21 protein-coding genes are annotated in these 21,324 nt (G+C 46.7%); 17 read left to right on the top strand and 4 right to left on the bottom strand.

From position 1 onward, the window contains the following. The first annotated feature begins 1 nt into the window (after position 1). Positions 2-1,000 carry a hypothetical protein gene (locus NST33_RS21325; RefSeq protein ID WP_237174427.1) on the top strand — a complete coding sequence of 333 codons (999 nt, stop codon included), beginning with the start codon at positions 2-4 and terminating at the stop codon, positions 998-1,000. Between the two features lie 2 nt (positions 1,001-1,002). Next, on the top strand, positions 1,003-1,689 hold the full coding sequence (locus NST33_RS21320; protein WP_221825365.1) for a hypothetical protein: 687 nt from the start codon (positions 1,003-1,005) through the stop codon (positions 1,687-1,689). 126 nt (positions 1,690-1,815) lie between these two features. On the opposite strand, the gene NST33_RS21315 is transcribed toward NST33_RS21320, so the two are convergent. Continuing rightward, positions 1,816-3,027, bottom strand: a complete 1,212-nt coding sequence (locus NST33_RS21315) for a chromate transporter (protein ID WP_339304981.1) — start codon at positions 3,025-3,027, stop codon at positions 1,816-1,818. Between the two features lie 221 nt (positions 3,028-3,248). Here NST33_RS21315 and NST33_RS21310 point away from each other — a divergent pair, with 221 nt between their 5' ends. The 4 genes from NST33_RS21310 (at position 3,249) to NST33_RS21295 (ending at position 5,434) form a co-directional block, all read left to right on the top strand. Next, positions 3,249-3,668, top strand: coding sequence for an organic hydroperoxide resistance protein (locus NST33_RS21310; RefSeq protein ID WP_221825363.1), 420 nt, complete (start codon positions 3,249-3,251; stop codon positions 3,666-3,668). A 142-nt stretch (positions 3,669-3,810) separates the two neighbouring features. Then, positions 3,811-3,990, top strand: a complete 180-nt coding sequence (locus tag NST33_RS21305) for a hypothetical protein (RefSeq protein WP_017687398.1) — start codon at positions 3,811-3,813, stop codon at positions 3,988-3,990. Positions 3,991-4,464: 474 nt separating this feature from the next. Next, the gene (locus NST33_RS21300; RefSeq protein ID WP_036614723.1) at positions 4,465-5,019 is read left to right on the top strand and encodes a copper amine oxidase; all 555 of its coding nucleotides are present in this window, start codon (positions 4,465-4,467) and stop codon (positions 5,017-5,019) included. 97 nt (positions 5,020-5,116) lie between these two features. Continuing rightward, on the top strand, positions 5,117-5,434 hold the full coding sequence (locus NST33_RS21295; RefSeq protein ID WP_036614722.1) for a DUF1292 domain-containing protein: 318 nt from the start codon (positions 5,117-5,119) through the stop codon (positions 5,432-5,434). Between the two features lie 208 nt (positions 5,435-5,642). On the opposite strand, the gene NST33_RS21290 is transcribed toward NST33_RS21295, so the two are convergent. Then, on the bottom strand, positions 5,643-7,118 hold the full coding sequence (locus NST33_RS21290) for an aminotransferase class I/II-fold pyridoxal phosphate-dependent enzyme (protein ID WP_047844430.1): 1,476 nt from the start codon (positions 7,116-7,118) through the stop codon (positions 5,643-5,645). Between the two features lie 176 nt (positions 7,119-7,294). Between NST33_RS21290 and NST33_RS21285 the strand changes: the two genes are divergently transcribed. The 4 genes from NST33_RS21285 (at position 7,295) to NST33_RS21270 (ending at position 12,123) form a co-directional block, all read left to right on the top strand. Continuing rightward, positions 7,295-8,587, top strand: coding sequence for an MFS transporter (locus tag NST33_RS21285; protein ID WP_221825362.1), 1,293 nt, complete (start codon positions 7,295-7,297; stop codon positions 8,585-8,587). 253 nt (positions 8,588-8,840) lie between these two features. After that, positions 8,841-9,440 carry a hypothetical protein gene (locus tag NST33_RS21280; RefSeq protein WP_076211433.1) on the top strand — a complete coding sequence of 200 codons (600 nt, stop codon included), beginning with the start codon at positions 8,841-8,843 and terminating at the stop codon, positions 9,438-9,440. A gap of 172 nt (positions 9,441-9,612) precedes the next feature. Then, complete coding sequence (gndA, locus tag NST33_RS21275; protein WP_339304978.1) at positions 9,613-11,022, top strand: NADP-dependent phosphogluconate dehydrogenase; 1,410 nt, start codon at positions 9,613-9,615, stop codon at positions 11,020-11,022. Positions 11,023-11,613: 591 nt separating this feature from the next. Further along, on the top strand, positions 11,614-12,123 hold the full coding sequence (locus tag NST33_RS21270; RefSeq protein WP_223868845.1) for a shikimate kinase: 510 nt from the start codon (positions 11,614-11,616) through the stop codon (positions 12,121-12,123). Between the two features lie 136 nt (positions 12,124-12,259). Here the strand turns inward: NST33_RS21270 and NST33_RS21265 are convergent, their stop codons facing one another. Continuing rightward, a complete protein-coding gene (locus tag NST33_RS21265) occupies positions 12,260-12,565 on the bottom strand; it encodes a rhodanese-like domain-containing protein (RefSeq protein WP_017687407.1) in 306 nt (101 codons plus the stop codon). A gap of 105 nt (positions 12,566-12,670) precedes the next feature. On the opposite strand from NST33_RS21265, the gene aroA reads away from it, so the two are divergent. The 4 genes from aroA (at position 12,671) to ptsP (ending at position 18,295) form a co-directional block, all read left to right on the top strand. After that, positions 12,671-13,966 carry a 3-phosphoshikimate 1-carboxyvinyltransferase gene (gene aroA / locus NST33_RS21260; RefSeq protein ID WP_145151207.1) on the top strand — a complete coding sequence of 432 codons (1,296 nt, stop codon included), beginning with the start codon at positions 12,671-12,673 and terminating at the stop codon, positions 13,964-13,966. 59 nt (positions 13,967-14,025) lie between these two features. Beyond that, positions 14,026-14,460 (top strand): CoA-binding protein, encoded by a 435-nt coding sequence (locus NST33_RS21255; RefSeq protein WP_221825360.1) that lies wholly within the window; start codon positions 14,026-14,028, stop codon positions 14,458-14,460. A 197-nt stretch (positions 14,461-14,657) separates the two neighbouring features. After that, complete coding sequence (locus NST33_RS21250; RefSeq protein WP_221825358.1) at positions 14,658-16,538, top strand: glucose PTS transporter subunit IIA; 1,881 nt, start codon at positions 14,658-14,660, stop codon at positions 16,536-16,538. Then, positions 16,535-18,295, top strand: a complete 1,761-nt coding sequence (gene ptsP, locus NST33_RS21245) for a phosphoenolpyruvate--protein phosphotransferase (protein WP_339177856.1) — start codon at positions 16,535-16,537, stop codon at positions 18,293-18,295. Before NST33_RS21250 ends, ptsP begins: the two co-directional genes overlap by 4 nt. A gap of 120 nt (positions 18,296-18,415) precedes the next feature. Here the strand turns inward: ptsP and NST33_RS21240 are convergent, their stop codons facing one another. Further along, positions 18,416-18,940 (bottom strand): type 1 glutamine amidotransferase domain-containing protein, encoded by a 525-nt coding sequence (locus NST33_RS21240; protein WP_036674874.1) that lies wholly within the window; start codon positions 18,938-18,940, stop codon positions 18,416-18,418. Between the two features lie 276 nt (positions 18,941-19,216). On the opposite strand from NST33_RS21240, the gene NST33_RS21235 reads away from it, so the two are divergent. From NST33_RS21235 to ccpA, 3 genes are all read left to right on the top strand, one after another. Continuing rightward, a complete protein-coding gene (locus NST33_RS21235; protein WP_221825352.1) occupies positions 19,217-19,630 on the top strand; it encodes a hypothetical protein in 414 nt (137 codons plus the stop codon). 122 nt (positions 19,631-19,752) lie between these two features. After that, positions 19,753-20,100: a bacillithiol system redox-active protein YtxJ gene (ytxJ, locus tag NST33_RS21230; RefSeq protein WP_339304975.1), complete on the top strand. Its 348-nt coding sequence runs from the start codon at positions 19,753-19,755 to the stop codon at positions 20,098-20,100. 92 nt (positions 20,101-20,192) lie between these two features. Further along, entirely contained in the window at positions 20,193-21,206 is a 1,014-nt protein-coding gene (gene ccpA, locus NST33_RS21225) for a catabolite control protein A (RefSeq protein ID WP_169481547.1), read from the top strand. Positions 21,207-21,324 lie beyond the last annotated feature (118 nt).

The following is a 21,324-nucleotide window of genomic DNA, read 5'->3' as shown; positions in this document are numbered from 1 at the left end:
CATGTCAATGATTGAAAAAAATATCCAGGCAGAACAGACTGCTAATGTCACGGCCAACAGTTTCACTTCACCTTATGATTATTGCGATGCAGAAACCAGACGGATGTACACGCCTCAATTTGATAAAAAAATGGACAATCCTATCTATACCGCTGCAATGGCGGGTCTGCAATCGATCTATTGGTTTCGGGCGATCAAGGTAAAAGGGCTTATCCCTGATGCAAAAGCAGATTATTATGCTACGTATTCTACCAACCATAATCACATCGGAGGAATTGGACTAGCCTATTCGAACAGCCCGACAGGACCATGGACCAAACACGGACAAGTGTATCTCGATACCGTGGTTGGGAATTCGACGGAAACTCCATTTGTGATCTGGAACGATGAAGAACATTTGTTCTTTATGTATTATCAACAAAACGGTCTAGGGATCAATCAATCAACGGCACTTGCGACCTCTGTAGACATGATCAACTGGACAAGAGTGGGTTTGATTTTGGACAAACCTCCCGGGTTCCCTGGTGATGGTCATACCGGTTACTTCTCGTGTTTCAGAAATGGCGGCAAATGGATCGGTTTCTCGGTGATGGGCGGTGGTGACTTTGGTCGTAAATGTATCTGGCATTCACATGACGGACGTAGCTGGTTAGCTGATCCAAGGCCATTAATGGGTGGTAATGATGCCACTTTAAGTGCGGGAGAAAATATTTCGAGACCCAATGCTGGTGTATTTATGTACAAAGGGAGCATGTGGTGGATAGGCATGTTGTCGGCTTATGCTTCCGGTGGGGTTACGACTGTAGCTCGGCCAGCCATTGCCAAGATCAGCGCAGACTTTCGTCAACTGCTGGACAAACCTACGGATATATATTTTCCGGCATTGAATTGGGAAACGACCAACATGCAATCCTTAATGGTGTCCGTTATGGACGGCGTAGTGTACGTGTATTACAATACCGATCATAATATCGGTGTAGCCTATTCGGTGGGGGTGTAGAGATGGTTATACGTGATGCAGCAGGTCAGATCGTGCCCTTTGGAAAGGTTCACAAACAGCTTGTGGCCGATTTTCTTTACGGAACGTTACCGGATTGGGTGGAGGTGGTGGGCACCCCTACGTTTGAGCCTTTGCCCGACAGAGGGACCATAACCGTTACAACACCAACAACGGCAGGAGCCACGGCAGAGTTGAAAATGAAACATCTGATTGACAGCTCGAAAGTAACCGCAATTGCAATCACTTTGGAAGCGCTACAATTAAACGGGAACATTGGAATCTCAGTTCAGGTTGGCATTAAATCGAAGGATAGCAAGGCCGGAATCACCTTTTTTCAAAACGTAAATCAGAAGTATGGTATGGTCCGTGCCTATAAAGCAGATGGAACGTACACGGATTTTAATCAAAACATGGTGTTCTTCACCACACATGGCGTAGCAGGAGATGAAGCACAGAACCGTAAGAATCTCACTGTGCTGCTCTGTACCGGATTACAGTTCTCACCGGGGTTCGAGAGACCGTCCGTATGGCTTGGTGCGGATGATCAGTATGGCGGTGTTGCTGCTGACCTTAGCGGGGGGTTGTTCCAACATGGAGAATTGCAGTGTCTTTTGAAACTGACTACAAGCAAGGCAGAGGCCAAGTATTTCAAATGTGCACAGATGAAAGTGGATATCTGGAGTAACTGAGATTGGAATGACAAAGAGAATAAATAGATTATCTGCATGGATAGGTGAAAGATATACTTGAAGTAATGTGGTACCTAAACACGGACGCTTTGAAAATGAAGTGCAGTGTTTGGGTACCTTTTTTATTTAGAGATGGTTCATGATTGTACCGCCTGCTGCACCAGCAACGACAACGATCCACGGTGGTACTTTCCAAAAAACGAGCATTAGAAACAACATACATACCAGTGCAAAATCAACAGGAGTTAGGATCGCAGTTGTCCAAAGCGGATCGTACAACGATGCCAACAAAATACCTACAACAGCTGCATTAATTCCGATTAATGCTCCTTGGATTTTCGAGCTTTTACATAAAGAATTCCAGAAGGGCAATGCGCCTACGATCAGAAGGAACGCTGGCAAAAAGATAGCAATCGTTGCAACCAAAGCACCGGGAATCCCACGCATCATCGCTCCTAAATAACTGGCAAAGGTGAACAATGGTCCGGGTACAGCTTGTGCTGCTCCATATCCCGCCAAAAAGTCGGACTTGTTCATCAGACCTGTAGGGACAAATTCACGTTCCAGTAACGGAAGTACAACATGCCCTCCACCAAATACAAGTGATCCTGAACGGTAGAAGCTATCAAAGAATAACAGCCATCCCGAACGATCAAATGGTGTGAGTAACGGGAGAAGAATCAGGATTCCAAAGAACGTAGCCAAACAGACTATTGCCAAGTTACGACTCACCGGAACAGACAAGTCTGCTGTCTTAATACCTGTCATTTTTCTAAAATGAATCATGCCTATTATGCCTGCAATAACAATAAAAAGGATTGGAGTGAACGCAGTCGGCCACACAAGAGTCGCCGCTGCAGTAAAGATAGCGATGGTTGCCCTGTAACGGTCAGGAGTTAGTTTTTGCCCCATGCCCAATATCGCCTGAGCGACAATAGCTACAGCAACAATTTTAAGACCATGAATCCAGCCAGTACTGCTGATATCAAATCCTTGAAGAAAGAAAGCGAACAAAACTAACACAATGACAGAAGGAAGTGTGAAACCAAGCCAAGCCATCAGTCCCCCCAACAAACCGCCGCGGATGATGCCAATTCCAATCCCGACTTGACTGCTGGCAGGCCCGGGCAAAAATTGACATAACGCAACTAAGTCTGCATAGCTTCGTTCATCCATCCACTTTCTGCGGCGAACATATTCTTCATGAAAGTAGCCGAGATGAGCGATCGGTCCTCCAAATGAAGTCAGGCCAAGTTTGGTTGATACAGCCAACACCTCAGAAAGTGTTCTGACTGTATGTTTGGGCTTGTCCGGGGTTAGAAATGAATTATTCTCCAAAGGTGTTATTCCTCCTTAACGGTTCGATGCAGGCTATCCAATAACTACATTATAATCCTCCTCATCGCTATTCATTTAAACGTAGCATTAAACTATATTATTTTTTTTTATATTAGCTATTTACATGCACAATTTAATTGTGTACAATGTAATTGTTAGCGATTGAAGAGAGATCAAAATTTAGTCAAAATAAATCTAATCAACTAAAGGAGTTTTCACAAATGAAAACATTATATGAAACAACAGTAATCAATACAGGCGGACGTCAAGGCATCGTACAATCCCCAGATAACGTGTTTATGCTGGATGTTGCTGCACCGCCTGAACTCGGAGGACAAGTGACGACAGCTACCAATCCGGAGCAGTTGTTTGCAGCAGGGTATAGTGCTTGTTTTAACTCCGCACTGGAGTTTCAATTGAAGAAACACAAAGTTGAGATTGAAAGAAGTACGGTAGCTGCAACCGTAATGTTGGTGACGGACTCTGAGGATAACGGCGTGAAGCTTCAAGTCGATTTGGAAGTTAAAATCCTTGGTCTGGATGAAGAAACAGCACAGAAGTTTGTGAAACTTGCCCATGACTACTGCCCATATTCCAAAGGAATTAAAGGAAACGTGAATGTTAGCGTGGAACTCGCGTAATCACTGATACTATTTGTTGATAAGAAGCCTCCGAGAAATCGGAGGTTTTTTGGTGTTTTATGCATAAAAATCAATTTCGCACTCAATTGTGGGTTATAATGGTAGTAAGTTTACACAAAACTGCTGAAAGGGGAATGTACTTATGATGGATTTTAGCAAACCACCCCATGGCTCTGAGACCGATACTCACCGTCAGCGTCATCAGGAGAATGAACAGAAATACCTGTCCGGAGGCAAGAGCATTTGGTATGAAATCAGCAACTGGCTCATTCTCGGAGGTATCCTCCTTGTCATATTTTTATTATTTAAATACGTTTTCTAAGTAGACACACAACCGGGCGAATCCCCATATGATGGACTACATCAGTAAGCACTTGGGGAAATGGGGAATCCGGGATGGCAAAAGCAAAGGGCAAGAAAGCTCCCGCATTAAAGAGTGATAAAATACGTGTATCCATGAAGTTGGTCACTTCGGATGTATGTGAGAGATGTAAGACACCCTGTACACGAGGAATGGATTATGCTGCACGTATGAGAATTGAAGGGGCTTTAGGCAAGGGCGTTCCCTGTATATTGACCCGCCATACTTCTTCATAACTCTTCGTATAATCCTGTATATATAACAATTATAGATCAGGGGCATCCTTTAATGAGGATCGCCTCTTTTTGTGCATTCCAAGGGGTGGAAAAAATTCTGGATAAAAAATGAAAAATGATGAAAAACAGCGCAACTTTGTGGATGAATCTGCAGTATAAATGTACAACAGCTAGCAGCAGGGGAGGGAATATTGACGGAATGAAATGGAAACGAATATTGCTTTGTGTCACGGTATTCTCCTTGCTCGGCGGGTCTTTATTGTTTGCTGACTCAGTGAACGAGAAGATTCGTGTTCTCATTAACGGCAAGGAAGCAGCTGATGGAGGTTATCTCATTGATGGAACGACCTATGTACCTGTAAGAGAAGCCGGAGGCGTCGTCAAATGGGACAGCAGTAACAAGAGAGTAACGGTGATCAAACCGAATGTACATATTTTTCTCTTCAAGGGAGACACTGTATTTGGCAACGTTAACGTAGGTAAGCTGAAATTCAATGTATTTTCACAAGTGGACAGTCTGACAGCAGATGTAGCTGCGGTGAAAGTAACGATTACCAATCCAAGCGGTCAGGTGAAGGATATCCAGTCACAGGAGCTTACGACACAGAAGGATAACTTCTGGTTCCGCACATATGATTTTACGTATGATTTCAGTCGTGCTGGCAAGTATCAGGTTGGCTTTCATATTAAAGAAAATGCAAACAGCAGCTACGTCCTGGTAGCGGAGAAAATCATTACAGCGCTGAACGATTGAAGCGAAAATAACCCTGTGGGTTAAATTGACCTGGGTCATTGAACATGTTACGATATGCAAGGTTACACAATTTCTATTTATAAAGCGAGGTATTTCAATGAGCGATCACACACATGAACACGGCGATGGCTGCGGATGCGGGCAAGACCACGACCACGACCACGAGCATGAAGAAGTCCTTCTCACATTAACAGACGAGAACGGCCAAGACGTGGAGATGGTTTTGGTGGAGACGTTTGACGTGGAGAAGCATGTTTATGCGCTCCTGCTGGAACGTAACAATCCTGAAGCTGACGGCATCATCCTGCGTATGGAAGAAGAAGACGAGGAAATGGTGCTCTACAATATTGAAGACGAAGAAGAGTGGAACCGCGTTGAAGCGGCTTACAACGAACTCGTTGCATCACAAGAATAGTCATTCTTTTGGAACATAACATGAAGGCTCCTTGATCTCAGGGGGCCTTTTGTTTGTTTTTAAGAGGTATACGAGCATGTACACCACCGGTTTGAACGACGAAATAGACGGGAAAATGCAAACTCGTTTGTCCCATAAAATAAAAAAAGGACCAAGCTTAAGGCTTGGTCCTTCAAGTTTATTCCATTCACAGGGTGATGGAGTTGTTTTAGAAAATGGCATCGGCTTCCACGATCACTTTAACGTTGGTTACGCTGCGATCTTCGGGTCCTTTGACGGGTAATCCAACTTCGACATGATCGATGATGTAGTCGATGTTTTCCTGGGTGATAACCTCACCCGGTAACAGGATTGGAATTCCTGGCGGATAGACATAGATGAATTCCGAGATAATACGTCCCGCGGATTCTTTAAACGGAATCACTTCGGTATCACCGTAGAATGCATCGCGTGGAGTCAGCATCAACTGTGGAATATCCGGTACTTTTACGACCAGTTCATGGGCCGGGTTCACTTGATAATAGGTACGGGAGAGATCCTGCAAAGCGTTCAGCAAGATATCCACACTGTCATCCGTATCTCCTGGCGTGATGAGACACAGAATATTGTACATATCACTAAGTTCGACCTCGATGTTGTAATGTTCACGCAGCCAGTTCTCTGTCTCATATCCTGTAATACCCAGATGGCGAACATGGATCGTTACTTTGGTTGGATCATAGTTGAAGGTCGCTTCTGTACCCAGCAACTCTCTACCGAAGCAATACAGGCCATCCATATCGTTAATTGAACGTCTGGCAAACTCAGCCAGTTCAATCGCCTTCTGTGCAATCTCACGACCGTGGAGTGCCAGGTTACGTCTTGATGTATCGAGTGAAGCAAGCAAAATGTATGAAGTTGATGTTGAGGTGAGCAGACTCAGGATCGTCTGTACACGCTGCGGGTTCACGAACCCATTCTTCGTGTTCAGGTTGAGTACGGAACTCTGTGTCATGGAGCCACCAAGCTTGTGAACACTGGTTGCAGCCATATCGGCACCTGCTGCCATTGCAGACAACGGCAGATCCTCATGGAAATGAATGAGTACGCCATGTGCTTCATCAACAAGTACAGGGACTTGGTAGCTGTGTGCAAGCTCAACAATCTCTTTCAGATCGGTAACCACGCCGTAATAGGTCGGGTTAATTACAAGCAATGCCTTGGCATCTGGATGACGCTCAAGTGCGCGACGGATAGACTGTGTAGTCACTCCATGGTCAATGCCCAGATTGGCATCTTGTGAAGGAGAAACAAATACGGGTTTGGCGCCTGAGAAAATAATCGCGGACAAAACCGATTTATGCACATTACGGGGCACAATAATTTTGTCACCAGGTGAACATACAGACAGAATCATGGTCATAATGGCACTGCTTGTGCCTTGTACACTAAAATAGGTATAATCGGCTCCGAAGGCATCTGCTGCCAAAATCTGTGCTTCCTGAATGACACCGGTTGGCTGATGCAGGTCATCCAACGGTGCGATGTTAATCAAATCTATGGAGAAGGCATTATCGCCAATAAATTCACGGAATTCGGTATCCGCTCCCAATCCTTTTTTATGGCCCGGAATATGAAACTGTACCGGATTGAGTGCCGCATGATTTTTTAAAGCGGTAAACAGCGGCGTACGGTGGTGATTCATCAGTGCTGTCACAACCCTTCCTAATAAAATTGGTAAACAAAGATGAGTATAGCAAATTAAGAACCGAATGCAACAGTATAATCGACAATTTTTTAAATTGCCGAGATTTGGGCACATTCCCCACGGTTACACTAAGGATAGGGAATAGGCAAATGAACACCGAAAGGGGAAAAAGAATGCAAACCGACACAAAACCAGCCAAAATTTTGCGATCACCATTTTTTATCGCGATGTGGCTGACACTTTTTCTAGTTGAAATTATCAAAGGAGCCCTGTTGGTAGCTGTTTTGCCCGTGTATATGGACAATATACTGGGTCTGTCTGCAGGCGTCATTGGTGTGGCATTTGCTCTTCAATATCTGGGTGATAATCTGTTCCGGGCGCCTTCCGGCTGGGCAGCAGAACGGATCGGGTTCCGCGCAACGATGGTTACAGCACTAATCTGTACCTTAATCGCTGTTATTATGATCCTTTTTCTCAAAAGTGCCTTTGGACTGGCCATGGCCTGTCTCATTCTTGGCATTGGTACGTCACCACTATGGCCTTGCGCCATGACAGGCGTGACTGCGATGTCAGGCCCACAGAACAAGAATGGTACAGCAATGGGGGCGCTGGAGATGGCTGCTCTCGGGGGAACGGGGCTTGGACCTATAGGCATGAACTGGCTGCTGGAGCGCACGCATCATGATTATCGAACGATATTCCTCGTGCTGATGGGTTGTGCCATTCTCGTTATTCTGGTGGCCATGATTCTTCCTGGACGTGTCATTGTTGAAGGGGAGCATGCCGAGCAAGCAGCGAAGAATAGTGATGTGAAATATCCAGCCAAACCGAATCTGCTCACGCCGTTCATCCGGCTGCAAAAGAGTGTGAAGGGCACACTGCAAAGGGTACGCAGCACACTTAATGTTAATCCGCTCGTGTATCCTGCCTTGTTTATGCAATCGTTTGTCATTGGGCTGCTTAGTCCAGTAATCACGCTATATACACGCACAGACCTGCACATCTCACCGAACCTTTACAGTTTGTTGCTGATTGCGGGAGGTGGAATAACCGTTATTGCCTTGCTGCCTGTAGGTAAAATGGTAGACAGGTTTGGTACTAAACCGTTCCTGAATATTGGTTTTTTGATGGCGGCGGCGAGTCTGTTCGCATTCTCCTCCATAACATCCATTCCGGTGGTGTTTGGTATTGTCATGCTGGTGGGCATCAGTTATGCCATGATTTTGCCCGCCTGGAATGCTTTTGTAGCCACTCTGATTCCCAAAGGAGAGCGGGGAGCAATCTGGGGATTCTTCCTTACATTGCAGGGATCAGGCATGGTTGTAGGCCCCATTGTTTCCGGACTGCTGTGGGACCACGTGAGCCATCCGGCTCCATTCATCGGTAGTGCCATCGTCATGGCAGGACTTGCCGTTGTGCACTTTGTGTTATCCCGCAATCCGTTTCGCACCGCTCCGGCCAAATAAGCAAAAGAAAAGGGAGTTCCACCAACCGCCTTGGTTGTGGAGCTCCCTTTTTCGCGTCCATTATATCACGAGAATCGGGGGCTTGCCCCTGTGCGTCTGCGGAAAGCTGCAATCCGGCGGTCCTTTCGGTGAAAAATAGTCAAATAACCAAGTACCCTTACATAAAATGAAGTATAAAATAGGGTAAGCCGATTGAGTAGAAGCGATTGAAGACGAGGGCCGGAGTTGATCCGGTACAGATGGAGGGAGTGCCGTGAATAAGAGTTATGAAGTTGAATATTGCAATCTGGAGCTGCGGTTCAACCGTCGGCATATCCAAAATTTGATCAGAGACCTTATTCGTGAGGGATATTCACTATATTGGAGCGAGGACGAATCCTTTTTTATCCTGTCAGTCCGGACCGGCCGCAAGCTGGTAAAGCTCCGCTTTCAACAGACACGCACGGGGAACTACAAGATGACTGGAGATTATATCATTAAGGATGCAAAACTTGCAGAGTGGCTGGAGAAGCTGATTGGAGATACACGCGGGCATGCAGTTGTGAAGCGGTTCAAGGATCAGCAGATGACCGTGGAGAACATTTTATTCGGTGAAGTCATTCGTCTCGTGGAAGTGTCTGGGTTCAAACAGCGTGTCATTTTTCAAAAGGAACCTGCGCCGACGGCGGAAGAGATGGAAGAGATGTTCCTCTCGCGTGAAGGTGAGGAAAGGCTCATGTTGTTGCGCATGGAAGTGGATGATGAACTGGAACGCCTCTACACGGCCATGCAGATGGATAATATCGAAAAAGCAAATGCTTGCCGCGAAGTCTTAAAACAGTTGTCTGGGCATCTGTTAATGTTGGAAGGATGACAAGATAAGGCCGTATTTATGAAAATACGATGAACACCTCAGCAGATTGGGGTGTTTTCTCGTTGCGTAGCTGTGCCACGGGGTTCACTTCTATACATAAAACCGTTAAAATGGGAGTATTGTTGAGAATTTATTTCAATAAAATTAATTGGAGCAAAGGATGGAGGACCAGATGACAAAACAACAAATTGGCGTAATTGGCCTGGCTGTCATGGGCAAAAATTTGGCCCTTAACATTGAAAGCAAAGGTTTCTCAGTATCGGTATATAACCGTTCCCCGGAGAAAACCAATGATCTTCTGAAAGAAGCTGAAGGTAAAAACCTGACAGGCTCATTCTCCATTGAAGAGTTCGTAGCATCCCTGGAATCCCCGCGCAAAATTTTGATCATGGTACAAGCCGGTAAAGCGACCGACGCTACCATTGAACAACTTCTTCCTCACCTGGATGAGGGCGACATCATCATTGACGGAGGGAACGCATACTTCCCTGACACGCAACGTCGCAGCAAAGAGTTGGAAGACAAAGGCATTCGTTTCATCGGTACAGGTGTATCCGGTGGTGAAGAAGGCGCACTGAAAGGCCCTTCCATCATGCCAGGTGGACAGGAAAGTGCTTATAAACTGGTTGAACCGATCCTGACGGCGATCTCGGCCAAAGTCGGTGACAATCCATGTTGTACATATATTGGACCAGACGGTGCCGGACACTATGTGAAAATGGTGCATAACGGTATCGAGTACGGAGATATGCAGTTGATTGGTGAAGCATACCACTTGCTCAAATCCGTATTGAACGTTTCTGTTGAAGAGCTTCATGCAATCTTTACGGAATGGAATCAAGGAGAGCTGGATAGCTACCTGATCGAAATCACAGCAGATATCTTCTCCAAATACGATCCAGAAACAGGGAAACCAATGGTTGACGTCATTCTGGACGCGGCTGGACAAAAAGGAACAGGGAAATGGACAAGCCAAAGCGCGCTGGATCTCGGCGTACCATTGTCCATGATTACGGAATCCGTATTCTCCCGTTTCCTGTCTGCCATGAAGGACGAGCGTGTAGCAGCTAGCAAAATCCTGAATGGACCAGCGACTGAAGCATTCTCTGGCGACAAAAAAGCGTTCATTGAGAGCGTGCGTAAAGCCCTCTTCGCAAGTAAAATCGTATCCTACGCACAAGGATTTGCACAAATGCGTGCAGCTTCCGACGAGTATGGCTGGGATCTGAAATACGGCAACATTGCCATGATCTTCCGTGGCGGTTGCATCATCCGTTCGCAGTTCCTGCAAAACATCAAGGAAGCTTATGATAAAGACGCAGCTCTGAAAAACTTGCTCTTGGATCCGTACTTCCAAAACATTGTTGAGTCTTATCAAGACGCATGGCGTGAAGTTGTAGCGGCTGCTGTAAAACAAGGTGTTCCGGTACCTGGCTTCTCCAGCGCTCTTTCTTACTACGACAGCTACCGTACAGAGCGTCTGCCAGCCAACTTGCTGCAAGCTCAACGAGACTACTTCGGTGCTCACACGTTCAAACGTGTGGACAAAGAAGGCAGCTTCCACCACAACTGGATGGAGTAGTACCACATATACAAGTCTATTAGATTTGGCCAAAGCGTCCTTAAGTAGGAGCTTTGGCCTGCTAAGGGGCTCAAAAGAGGTTTGGCGTTCCGGTGATTGCCGGTCAACGCTGGGCCTCTTTTTTTACTGTGTTATACAGTAATAATGTTGATAAAGAAGATATGTAGCTGATTCTAGACCTAATGAACAGGAGACACTCTATTTTGGCAAAATGAGCCGGTTCTATTTTTTAACGAACTCAGAAGGCACTATTTCGATAATTCATAGCGAGATGTCGAGGTTTTGACGGTGATTTTTGGAAATAAGTTTACTCAGATTCTTAAGAAGTTTAACTGCGCCTATTTACCGTAAATAAGCTCATTGGAGTTCGTTAGGTTAATAGTTGGTCACTGATTGAGACGTTTGGGGGCTCAAAACTGCTTGAGGGTGATCTGACGTAGGCTTAGATGCCGGAAGTTACTTGATCTGTCTTGGAAGGTTGCGGAAGGTCGAAAAGAAGTCGGTCAGGAGATGGTCTTTCCCAGTCCGCAGGGCTGTGTTATGATAGGACAAAAGTGCTCACGAATTGCTTGAATTAAAGGAGTGTACACCTTGAGCAAGTCTAACAATATTATTCTCATCGGCATGATGGGAACCGGCAAATCAACCGTCGCTGACATGCTTGCACGTGAGCTTGGTTATCGATTGATTGATGTAGACGCCGCGGTGGAAAAAGAGGAAGGCTGTACGATTCCAGAATTGTTCACTGGCAAGGGAGAGACGTATTTCCGTGATGCCGAGAGCCGCATGTTGTGCTCGATGCTGGAGAAGAAGTCACAGGTCATAGCGACCGGAGGTGGCGTGGTGCTGCGTTCGGATAATTGTGACGTGATGCTGAAGAATGGTTGGGTTGTTGCCTTGACTGCTGATCCGGCAGTGATTGTAGAGCGTGTTAGTGGCTGTGACAACCGTCCACTTCTCGCAGGCAATGCAGAGGAACGCATTCAGGCAATTATGGAAGAACGGAAAGACGCATATCGGTTCGCACATTATACGGTGGATACAACCGAGTTATCCGCTGCCGAAGTGACTCGTTTAATTTTAGCGCATTACCGCGTCTAAGCTTGTTATCATCGAAGTTTGATGGTTGATAGGTGGTGGCAGATATAACAAAACGGGCCATATAGGCCCGTTTCTAGGAGTGGAGCAGAACAGAAGTCACAAGGTTACAAATGACTTCGCTTCTCTCCGGGTTTCTCTAGTCTTCCTGTTGCCACTGAAGCATACCGCCGACCATGTTTGTACAGCCTTCATATCCCAGTTGTTGCAGATATTCACAGGCACGCTCACTGCGGTAACCGCTACGACAGATAATCACGATCTCGCCTGATTTCTCAATCTCAGACAGTCGGTCCGGAATCTGTCCAAGCGGAATATGCTTGGCTCCTTCGATCATGCCTTGCGCGACTTCATCGTCCTCGCGGACGTCTATCATCTGCAGCTTCTCTCCCGCCTGTAAACGGCGGCGCAGCTCAGACGTTTCAATTTCAGCTATTTGTGTCATATTCAGGTCCTCTTTTCTGTATGGACTTAACGCTATAATGATACCCAAGCGATGCACGGAATGTCAATTTGGCCACAATATAATCAACGAAGGAGAATTTCATCCATGGACGTTATTGTTAAACCAACCCCCACTCTGAACGGGGAAATCGGGGCTCTGTCCTCCAAAAACTACACTACCCGCTATTTGCTGGCTGCTGCACTGGCAGAAGGCACAAGTACCATTCATTTCCCGGCACACAGTGAAGACAGTGACGCCATGCGCAGATGTATTCGCGATCTGGGGGCAGTACTTGAAGAAGACGACAGCAAGATTGTGATCCAGGGCTTTGGCAGTCATCCCCGTGATGTGCGTGAATTGAATGTTGGGAATGCGGGTGCTGTACTTCGTTTCCTGATGGGCGTTACAGCGCTCTGCCCTGAAGTTACTTTTGTGAATACGTACCCGGATTCACTGGGCAAACGCCCCCATGATGACCTGATCGATGCGCTTGGTCAATTGGGTGTAGAAGTACAACATGAACAAGGACGCCTGCCGATTACAATCAAGGGTGGCAATGCCAAGGGTGGACACATTCGTGTATCCGGCTCCGTCAGCTCCCAATATCTGAGTGCATTGTTGTTTGTAACTCCGTTGCTTGCAGAAGACAGCACCATTGAAGTACTGAATGACCTGAAGTCCAAGGTCGTTATCGGACAGACGCTGGAAGTGTTGGAGCAGGCAGGCATCGTTATCCATGCAAGTGATGATTACATGTCCTTCCGTGTACCAGGTGGACAGGCTTACCAGCCGACGACCTACACGGTTCAAGGGGACTACCCGGGCTCGGCAGCCGTTCTTGCCGCAGCTGCGGTTACACAGTCTGATGTGAAAATTCTGCGACTGATGGAGCAGAGCAAACAGGGTGAACGTGCCATCGTTGACGTTCTGCGCATGATGGAAGTGCCTTTGACACATGAGAACGATGTCGTACACGTTCAAGGTAATGGCAGACTGAAAGCGATTGAATTCGATGGGGATGCCGCGACGGATGCCGTTTTGGCTATGGTAGCCGCAGCTGTGTTTGCGGAAGGCACGTCACGGTTCTATAATGTAGAGAACCTGCGTTACAAGGAATGTGACCGAATCACCGATTACTTGAACGAACTGCGGAAGGCAGGAGCGAACGTTGAAGAGCGTCAAGCTGAGATTATTGTACACGGACGTCCGGAAGGCGTTGAAGGCGGCGTGGAGATTAATGCTCACTACGATCATCGTGTAATTATGGCGCTAACTGTCGTTGGTCTGCGTTCCAAGGAGCCGCTTCGTATTCGGGATGCACACCATGTAGCCAAGTCTTATCCGCAATATTTCGATCATTTGCAGGCGCTTGGCGCCTCGGTTCAATGGGTAAAAGAGTAAAATAACTGAAACCTGTCTTTTGAACACGCACTTTAATCAGAAAAGGATGGTGCTTGAACATGGAATTTAACAACCCTACTCGTGAAGAAATTGGGCAACTTTTGCGCAAGGCAGGCAACATCGCAGTCGTCGGCTTATCAGACAAATCAGATCGCACTTCCTATATGGTGGCAGAAGCCATGCAGAGCAGAGGTTATCGCATTATCCCGGTTAATCCACAGGCGCAAGGTGAAATCCTAGGCGAGACGGTATATGCCACACTCGCGGATATTCCAGAGCCGGTAGACATTGTCAATGTGTTTCGTCGCGAAGAGTTTTGCGCGGAAGTCGCTCGTGACGCCGCTGCCATCAAAGCTAATGTGCTGTGGCTGCAGCTTGGCATCCATAGTGATGAAGCGGTCCAGATTGCTGCAGAGAACGGCATGACAGCGGTAACGAATCGTTGTATCAAGGTAGAAGATTCCATCGTTCTGCGCGGCGCTGGACGCGGCTGAGAGGCTCGTTCACCTAAGATCGGTTGATCTCCTGATCTGACCCAATTGAATGAACATAGGATGAATCCCGTTAACTTGAAGTTGACGGGATTTTTTCTGTTCTATTTTTGCCATTATTAATTACCAATTGGTTACTGTTTTGCTTTGACAAAACGTTGCGTAAAGCTTACCATCTAGGATAGAAAGGAGAGGTCGCCATGAATTGGCTCGGATCCTTGCAGCAGCTCGGACGAGCGGTAATGCTGCCTACAATGGTCCTGCCCGCCGCCGCAATTTTGCTCAGTGTTGGCAGTCTGCCTTGGGACGCCTGGGGATTGGATATTGTCGGTGAAGTGTCTACCGTGGCCGGACACGGTATTTTTTATTTCTTACCGTATTTGTTCGCTGTCGGTGTAGCACTGGGACTCTCCAACCAGGCCGGACAAGCGGGACTTGCTGCTCTGGCTGGTATCGTGATATATGATCAGGTGACTCGGAACTTCGGGGATGGCACCGTTCAGCCCGCTTCCTTAATCGGAATCATACTCGGCGCGCTTGCCGGTGGGATGCATAATCGGTTTAAAAGCATTAAACTGCCTGAAATTTTACAGTTTTTTGGAGGTTCAAGGTTTGTTTTGCTCATCGTCGGACTTTGTTCGGCATTGTTTTCCTGTTTTATGTTATGGCTCGCTCCGATCCTACAGCATGGATTGAACGGCATTGCCACTTGGGAATACAGTCTCGGGGGTTTTGGACTGTTCATTTACGGGGTGTTATACAGGGTGCTGGTCGCTTTTGGGCTTCATCACCTGCTTAACAATGTGTTTTGGTTCCAGTTAGGGACGTTTGAAACGCCTGATGGTAACATTGTGCAAGGGGATTTGCCCCGATTTTTTGCAGGTGACCCAACAGCAGGATTCTTTATGGCAGGTTTGTTTCCCATCATGATGTTTGCCATTCCGGCGATAGCCTTTGCTATTATTCAGGAAGCCAGGGAAGATCTGAAACCGAAAATCAAGAAAACTTTTCTGACATCGGCACTCGTTTGTTTTCTAACCGGGGTATCGGAACAGATTGAGTTTGCTTTTTTGTTCGCGGCTCCTTATCTGTTCATCGTGCATGCAGTGATGTCCGGCGTTGCCATGTGGATTAGTTACTGGCTGGATATCCGGCATGGATTCTCTTACTCCGCAGGTATTATTGATTACATACTCAATTTCCATCTATCGGAGAATGCGTGGAAGCTCATTCCGATTGGCATACTATATGGGCTGCTTTACTACTTCCTGTTCCGATGGGCGATTCGTACGTTCAAGATTCCAACACCAGGACGTGAAGAGGGCTCCATGCTGGAAGATTGGGTAGGTAACATTCCTTATCAGGCACCTTTAATCCTCGAAGCATTGGGTGGGAAGAGTAACATTGTACAGGTTGAAGCATGTATTACACGTCTTCGCCTTACTGTGCATGATGACCGGCTGATCGACACGGGTGCCATGAAGAGTATGGGGTCCGCAGGACTGATCAAGCTGGGTGGCGGTAACGTACAGGTGGTATTCGGGACCTACTCGGAATTGATTCGGGAAGAAATCGCGAAGTTGCTGGAAAGAGATCTGCAACAGGTTCTGTTCTGTGCCCCCGTTCAGGGCAAAATGCTCCCGATTGAAGAGGTACCTGATCAGATTTTTGCAGCCAAGCTTGTCGGTGATGGTGTAGCCTTTGTTCCGGAAAAGGGAGAGCTGGTCTCACCCGTGTACGGAACGATTATGCACTTGTACCCGACCATGCATGCCTTGGGTATTTCTACCCGTGAGGGGCTTGAGGTATTACTGCATATCGGCATCGATACCTCTCAGTTGAAAGGCCATTTTGAAGCTTTTGTTCAGGAGGGCGATACGGTGGAGCCAGGGCAGTTGTTGATCAAGTTTGATCTGGCAGTACTCCGCGAGCAAGCGGCGTCACTAACAACACCCATGGTAATTACGAATCCGGATCGTGTAAAATCATGGAGTTTTGCTCCATTTAAGCAAGTTAAGAAAGGTCAGGCATCCGTTATGTCCGTGGTGCTCTATGACAGGAACGTTGGAGGGGTAGAATGAAGATACAAGGCATCAACGGAGCTGCAGGCATAGCCATCGGCAAAGCATTTGTCCTGCCCAGTTGGGAATGGGATCTGCCGGATCAAAAGATGGATTCGGTGGATCTTGCCCAAGAGTTCGAACGGCTGTATGAGGGCATACGGACATCAAAGGATGAGATCGAATATATCAAAAATGAGTTCAAGGAAGTTGTTGGTCCAGAGGAGTCCAGTATCTTTGATGCACATCTGGCCATCTTGGAAGATCCGGTATTCATGAACGAAATTCGCGGCATTATCGAGCGTCAATATAAGGCAGCAGAAGTGGCGGTCAAAGAAGCCATTGACCACTTTGTCACGATGTTTGACTTGCTGGAAGACGAGTATATGAAGGAGCGGGCCATTGACATCAAGGATGTGGGTAACCGTCTGCTCAAGCATTTGCTCGGTGCACCGGAGATTACACTTCCTTCGGATACCCAGCCGTATGTGCTCGTTGCCAAAGAATTATCGCCATCCCAACTGGCACATCTGAATCCGACCCATGTGCTAGGCATTGTAACCTTGATTGGCGGAAAAACATCACATTCTGCGATTATGGCTCGTGCCCTTGGCATTCCTCTCGTTTCCGGTCTGGAAGCGAGTCTTGGCATGCCAGTAGAGACAGGGGATATGCTTGTCGTGGATGGTGACAATGGCTTGGTATTTACGGACCCGGATCGTAAGACGATTGAACGGTATACCATGCTTCGCAGCAAACAACTGAAGAAAAAGGAACAACTTCAAGTTCTTGCTACCGTGGATGCTGTAACCAAAGATGGGGCTGTTTTGCACTTGGCTTCCAATATCAGTTCGGTGAAGGAATTGGACCTTGCTTTGAAACAAGGAGCCAAAGGTGTGGGCTTGTTCCGAACAGAATTCTTGTACATGGACCGTGCGACTTTCCCGGGTGAGCAAGAACAGTATGAGGTATACCGTCTTGTGGCAGAGAAAACAGCAGGACAATCCGTTGTTATTCGTACACTGGATATCGGTGGTGACAAGCAACTCGATTACTTTGAACTGCCGGAGGAAGACAATCCGTTTCTGGGTTACCGAGCTATTCGGATTAGTCTCGATCGCAAGGATCTGTTCAAAACACAGCTTACAGCCATACTGCGTGCCAGCGCTGCCGGAAATGTCAAAATCATGTACCCGATGATCTCTTCGGTGGAAGAACTTCAGCAGGCCAATGAGATTCTCCGTGAGGCGATGTCCGATCTGGACGAGCGCGGATTAGCATACGACCCTCACATTCAGGTGGGAATTATGATTGAAGTTCCGGCAGCGGTGATGATTGCTGATCTGCTCGCAGAGGAAGCTGATTTCTTCAGTATTGGTACGAACGACTTGGTTCAATATGTACTGGCAGTAGATCGAATGAATGAGCAGATTGCTCATATGTATCACCCCTATCATCCGGCTGTTCTGCGGATGCTTCGTGCGACAGCAGATGCGGCTCATACGGCTGGAATTGATGTCAGTGTGTGCGGAGAGATGGCAGGGGACGAACGTGCCATTCCGCTTTGGTTGGAGCTTGGCATTCGCCACTTGAGTATGTCTCCGCAATCCCTGTTACGTGTGAAGCACAGAGTGCTGAACACAACAGCATCGGCCGCCAAAGAAGAAGCACGAAAGTGCTTCGCCTTACGGACCAGCGGAGATATTGAGGAGCGACTGCAAGTCTTTAATGACTCCACGGGAAGTCCAGATGAACAAAGTGGATCGAATGCATCATAATTGGGTTAACTGGATATAAATACCTTTAAGTTAATATATTTACATTTGTGATAATTATGTATTGGACACCTTGTTATATAAAATAACCCCACTGTGCATGAGAGCACAATGGGGTTGTTTTTATTTGTCAGCGAGTGCATCACAGAATGCCTTGCCATAAGGGGGAAGGTCAGGCGGACGACGTGCTGAGATGATATGTCCATCAACAACAACGGCTTCATCTTTCCAGATCGCACCTGCATTTTCCATGTCATCGCGAATGCCTGGTGTAGAGGTTACTGTAACCCCGTCCAGAATTTTGGCAGAAATCAGCACCCAGCCCGCATGACAGATCTGTCCAATCGGTTTCCGGTCTGCATTCATTTCCTTCACAAGCTCCAGTACTTTCGGATAACGACGCAGCTTGTCTGGCGCCCAGCCGCCTGGCACGAGAATGCCATCGTAATCTGAACTGTCGAGTTCATCGAAACTGTATTCGGCTTCAGCAGGCACACCGTATTTGCCAATATAGGTTTTTCCTTTTTTCTCTCCAGCAAGATGCACTTCTGCACCTTCTTCACGAACCCGATGTACAGGGTACCACAATTCCAAATCCTCGAATTCTTCATCGACCAGAGCGATGACTTTTTTACCGGTTAATCTCATGTCCATCTCTCCTTTTTGCGGTGATTAGGTCTGTTGCGTCTTTAATTGTAACAGATTCTCCAAGGGACTTCATGGAAGTGCATATTCAGTTTGGAGGAAGCGATTACAAGTCAGTAACTGCCTGCATTCGACAACCTTCATCTGGTGGGAGTGGTAATTTGTGCAACCTTTCGTTTATAGCAGGATTTGAGCCGAAATAGGTCGAATGGTACTTATATAGAGTATAGAACGAATGAGGTGATGGTTGTGCGCAAGTCGTGCAGATGTGGACATGTAATGGAGTTGGAATTAAGAACAGTGGTATACGCCAAAAAAGTGGAGATTCGAAACGTACCCGTATTTGCGTGTACAGACTGTGTATCATACGAAGTGCTTCCGCCGGTCAAGCCGGACTTAACAGAATGCATAAGCACATTGGGTGAACAGCCCGTGAAGCAAGACGTATCTTTTGGTGAACGTAATGAACTGGCAGACGTGTTTCATGAGCTACTGCTGGCCTGGCCGGATGCGACCGATCGGGAGATGGAATATCGAATGCAACAAGCAGTGGAGGAGCGTATCAATCTGCTGCTGGACATTATGGGTTACGCAACGAAGTCTGGTGATGCAGCGTGGATTGAGACAACGGAGCGCAGATTAAGTCAATTATCCGGATTTGTGTGGCAGGAGTACTTCTCAAATGCTGTCTAATTTTGACGTGTAAAATGCTTGTTTTCATGAAAATTGGCTTTTTCGCGCACTTTTTGTTAAGATATCGAAGAGTGAAAACGCTCAACATAGCGGTATTCCTGGTAAAGGGGGATGTATATCTAATGGCTGACATGACTAAAATGACAAGTATTGAACAGCTAAACTCCGCAGTGGAGGCTACCAAGGATCAACCCTTGCTTCTGTTTAAGCATAGCACGCGCTGTCCGATCAGCTCGAATGCTTATCAGGAGATGAACGATTATTTGCTTAACAATGCCAATGAACAAGTGAAATATGGCATCATCTATGTTGTGGAAGATCGCCCGGTATCGAATGAAGCAACAGACAAGCTGGGTGTTAAGCACGAATCTCCACAGGCAATCCTGATCAAAAAGGGAATTCCTGTATGGCATACTTCCCATTCAGATATTACTAGAACCACACTTGCGAATGTTTTGAGTGAGTCCTAAAGCCTATTTTAATTGATTAATGCAAAAATTTGTCGTAATATAAATCTTAATGAAAATGGTATGAAAATTTACTGGTAATGGAGAGAAGTACTGTGACGGTAACCATTTATGATGTGGCACGTGAAGCTGGAGTGTCTATGGCAACGGTATCACGGGTAGTTAATAATAACCCTAATGTCAAACCGCAAACGCGGAAAAAAGTATATGAAGCCATCGAACGGTTGGGATATCGTCCGAATGCGGTAGCCAGAGGTCTGGCAAGCAAGAAGACAACCACGGTCGGGGTTGTTATTCCAGATATTTCGAACTCCACCTTCGCGGAGATTGCCCGCGGAATTGAAGATATTGCGAATATGTATCACTACAATATTATTTTGTGTAACGCAGATAAGAAGAAAGAAAAAGAAATTCGTGTTATTAACACGTTGCTCGAAAAACAAGTAGACGGACTGCTATTCATGGGCGGAACAGTAACGGATGAACACATTCAGGCGTTCCAGTCTGCGGCTGTGCCGATCGTACTTTGTGCAACGAGTGATGAGAAGGGCTCATTCCCTTCAGTGGATATTGATCATGAGGCTGCTGCGTTTGACGCGGTAAACACCCTGATTCGTCATGGACACAAGGAAATTGCGATGATCAGTGGTACGCTGCAAGATCCAGCGAATGGATATGCACGTTTCCAAGGTTACAAGAAAGCACTGGAAGCAGCAGGCATGGAATACCAGGAGGATCTGGTACGTATCGGTAACTATCGTTATGAATCCGGTGTGGAAGCAATGAAATATTTCCTCGGACTGAAGAAGAAGCCGTCGGCGATTTTTGCTGCAACAGATGAAATGGCGATTGGTGCCATTCACAGCATTCAGGATGAAGGCCTGAAAGTACCGGATGATTTCTCCATTATTAGTGTGGATAACATCCGTATGGCTTCCATGGTGCGTCCTCAGTTGACAACAGTGGCTCAGCCAATGTACGACCTTGGCGCAGTAGCGATGCGTTTGCTGACCAAGTTGATGAAAAAAGAAAATGTGGAGAACCCACGGGTTATTTTGCCGCATGAAACAATTCTTCGTCTGTCTGTAAGTCACGCAGATGTAGTTTAATCGGGATTATATACAGATATATTAAGGGAGAAGTCATTATTCTCTCTACATAGTGGACATGCGAAAGCTCCGGAGACGGAGCTTTTGTGCTGAATGATGCTAAAAGTGAAAATAGGAG

This window comes from Paenibacillus sp. FSL L8-0435 (assembly GCF_037965655.1).
Taxonomy (GTDB): domain Bacteria; phylum Bacillota; class Bacilli; order Paenibacillales; family Paenibacillaceae; genus Paenibacillus.
The sequence above is the reverse complement of the archived record's forward strand: the minus strand, read 5'-3'. Positions and strand labels throughout refer to the sequence as shown.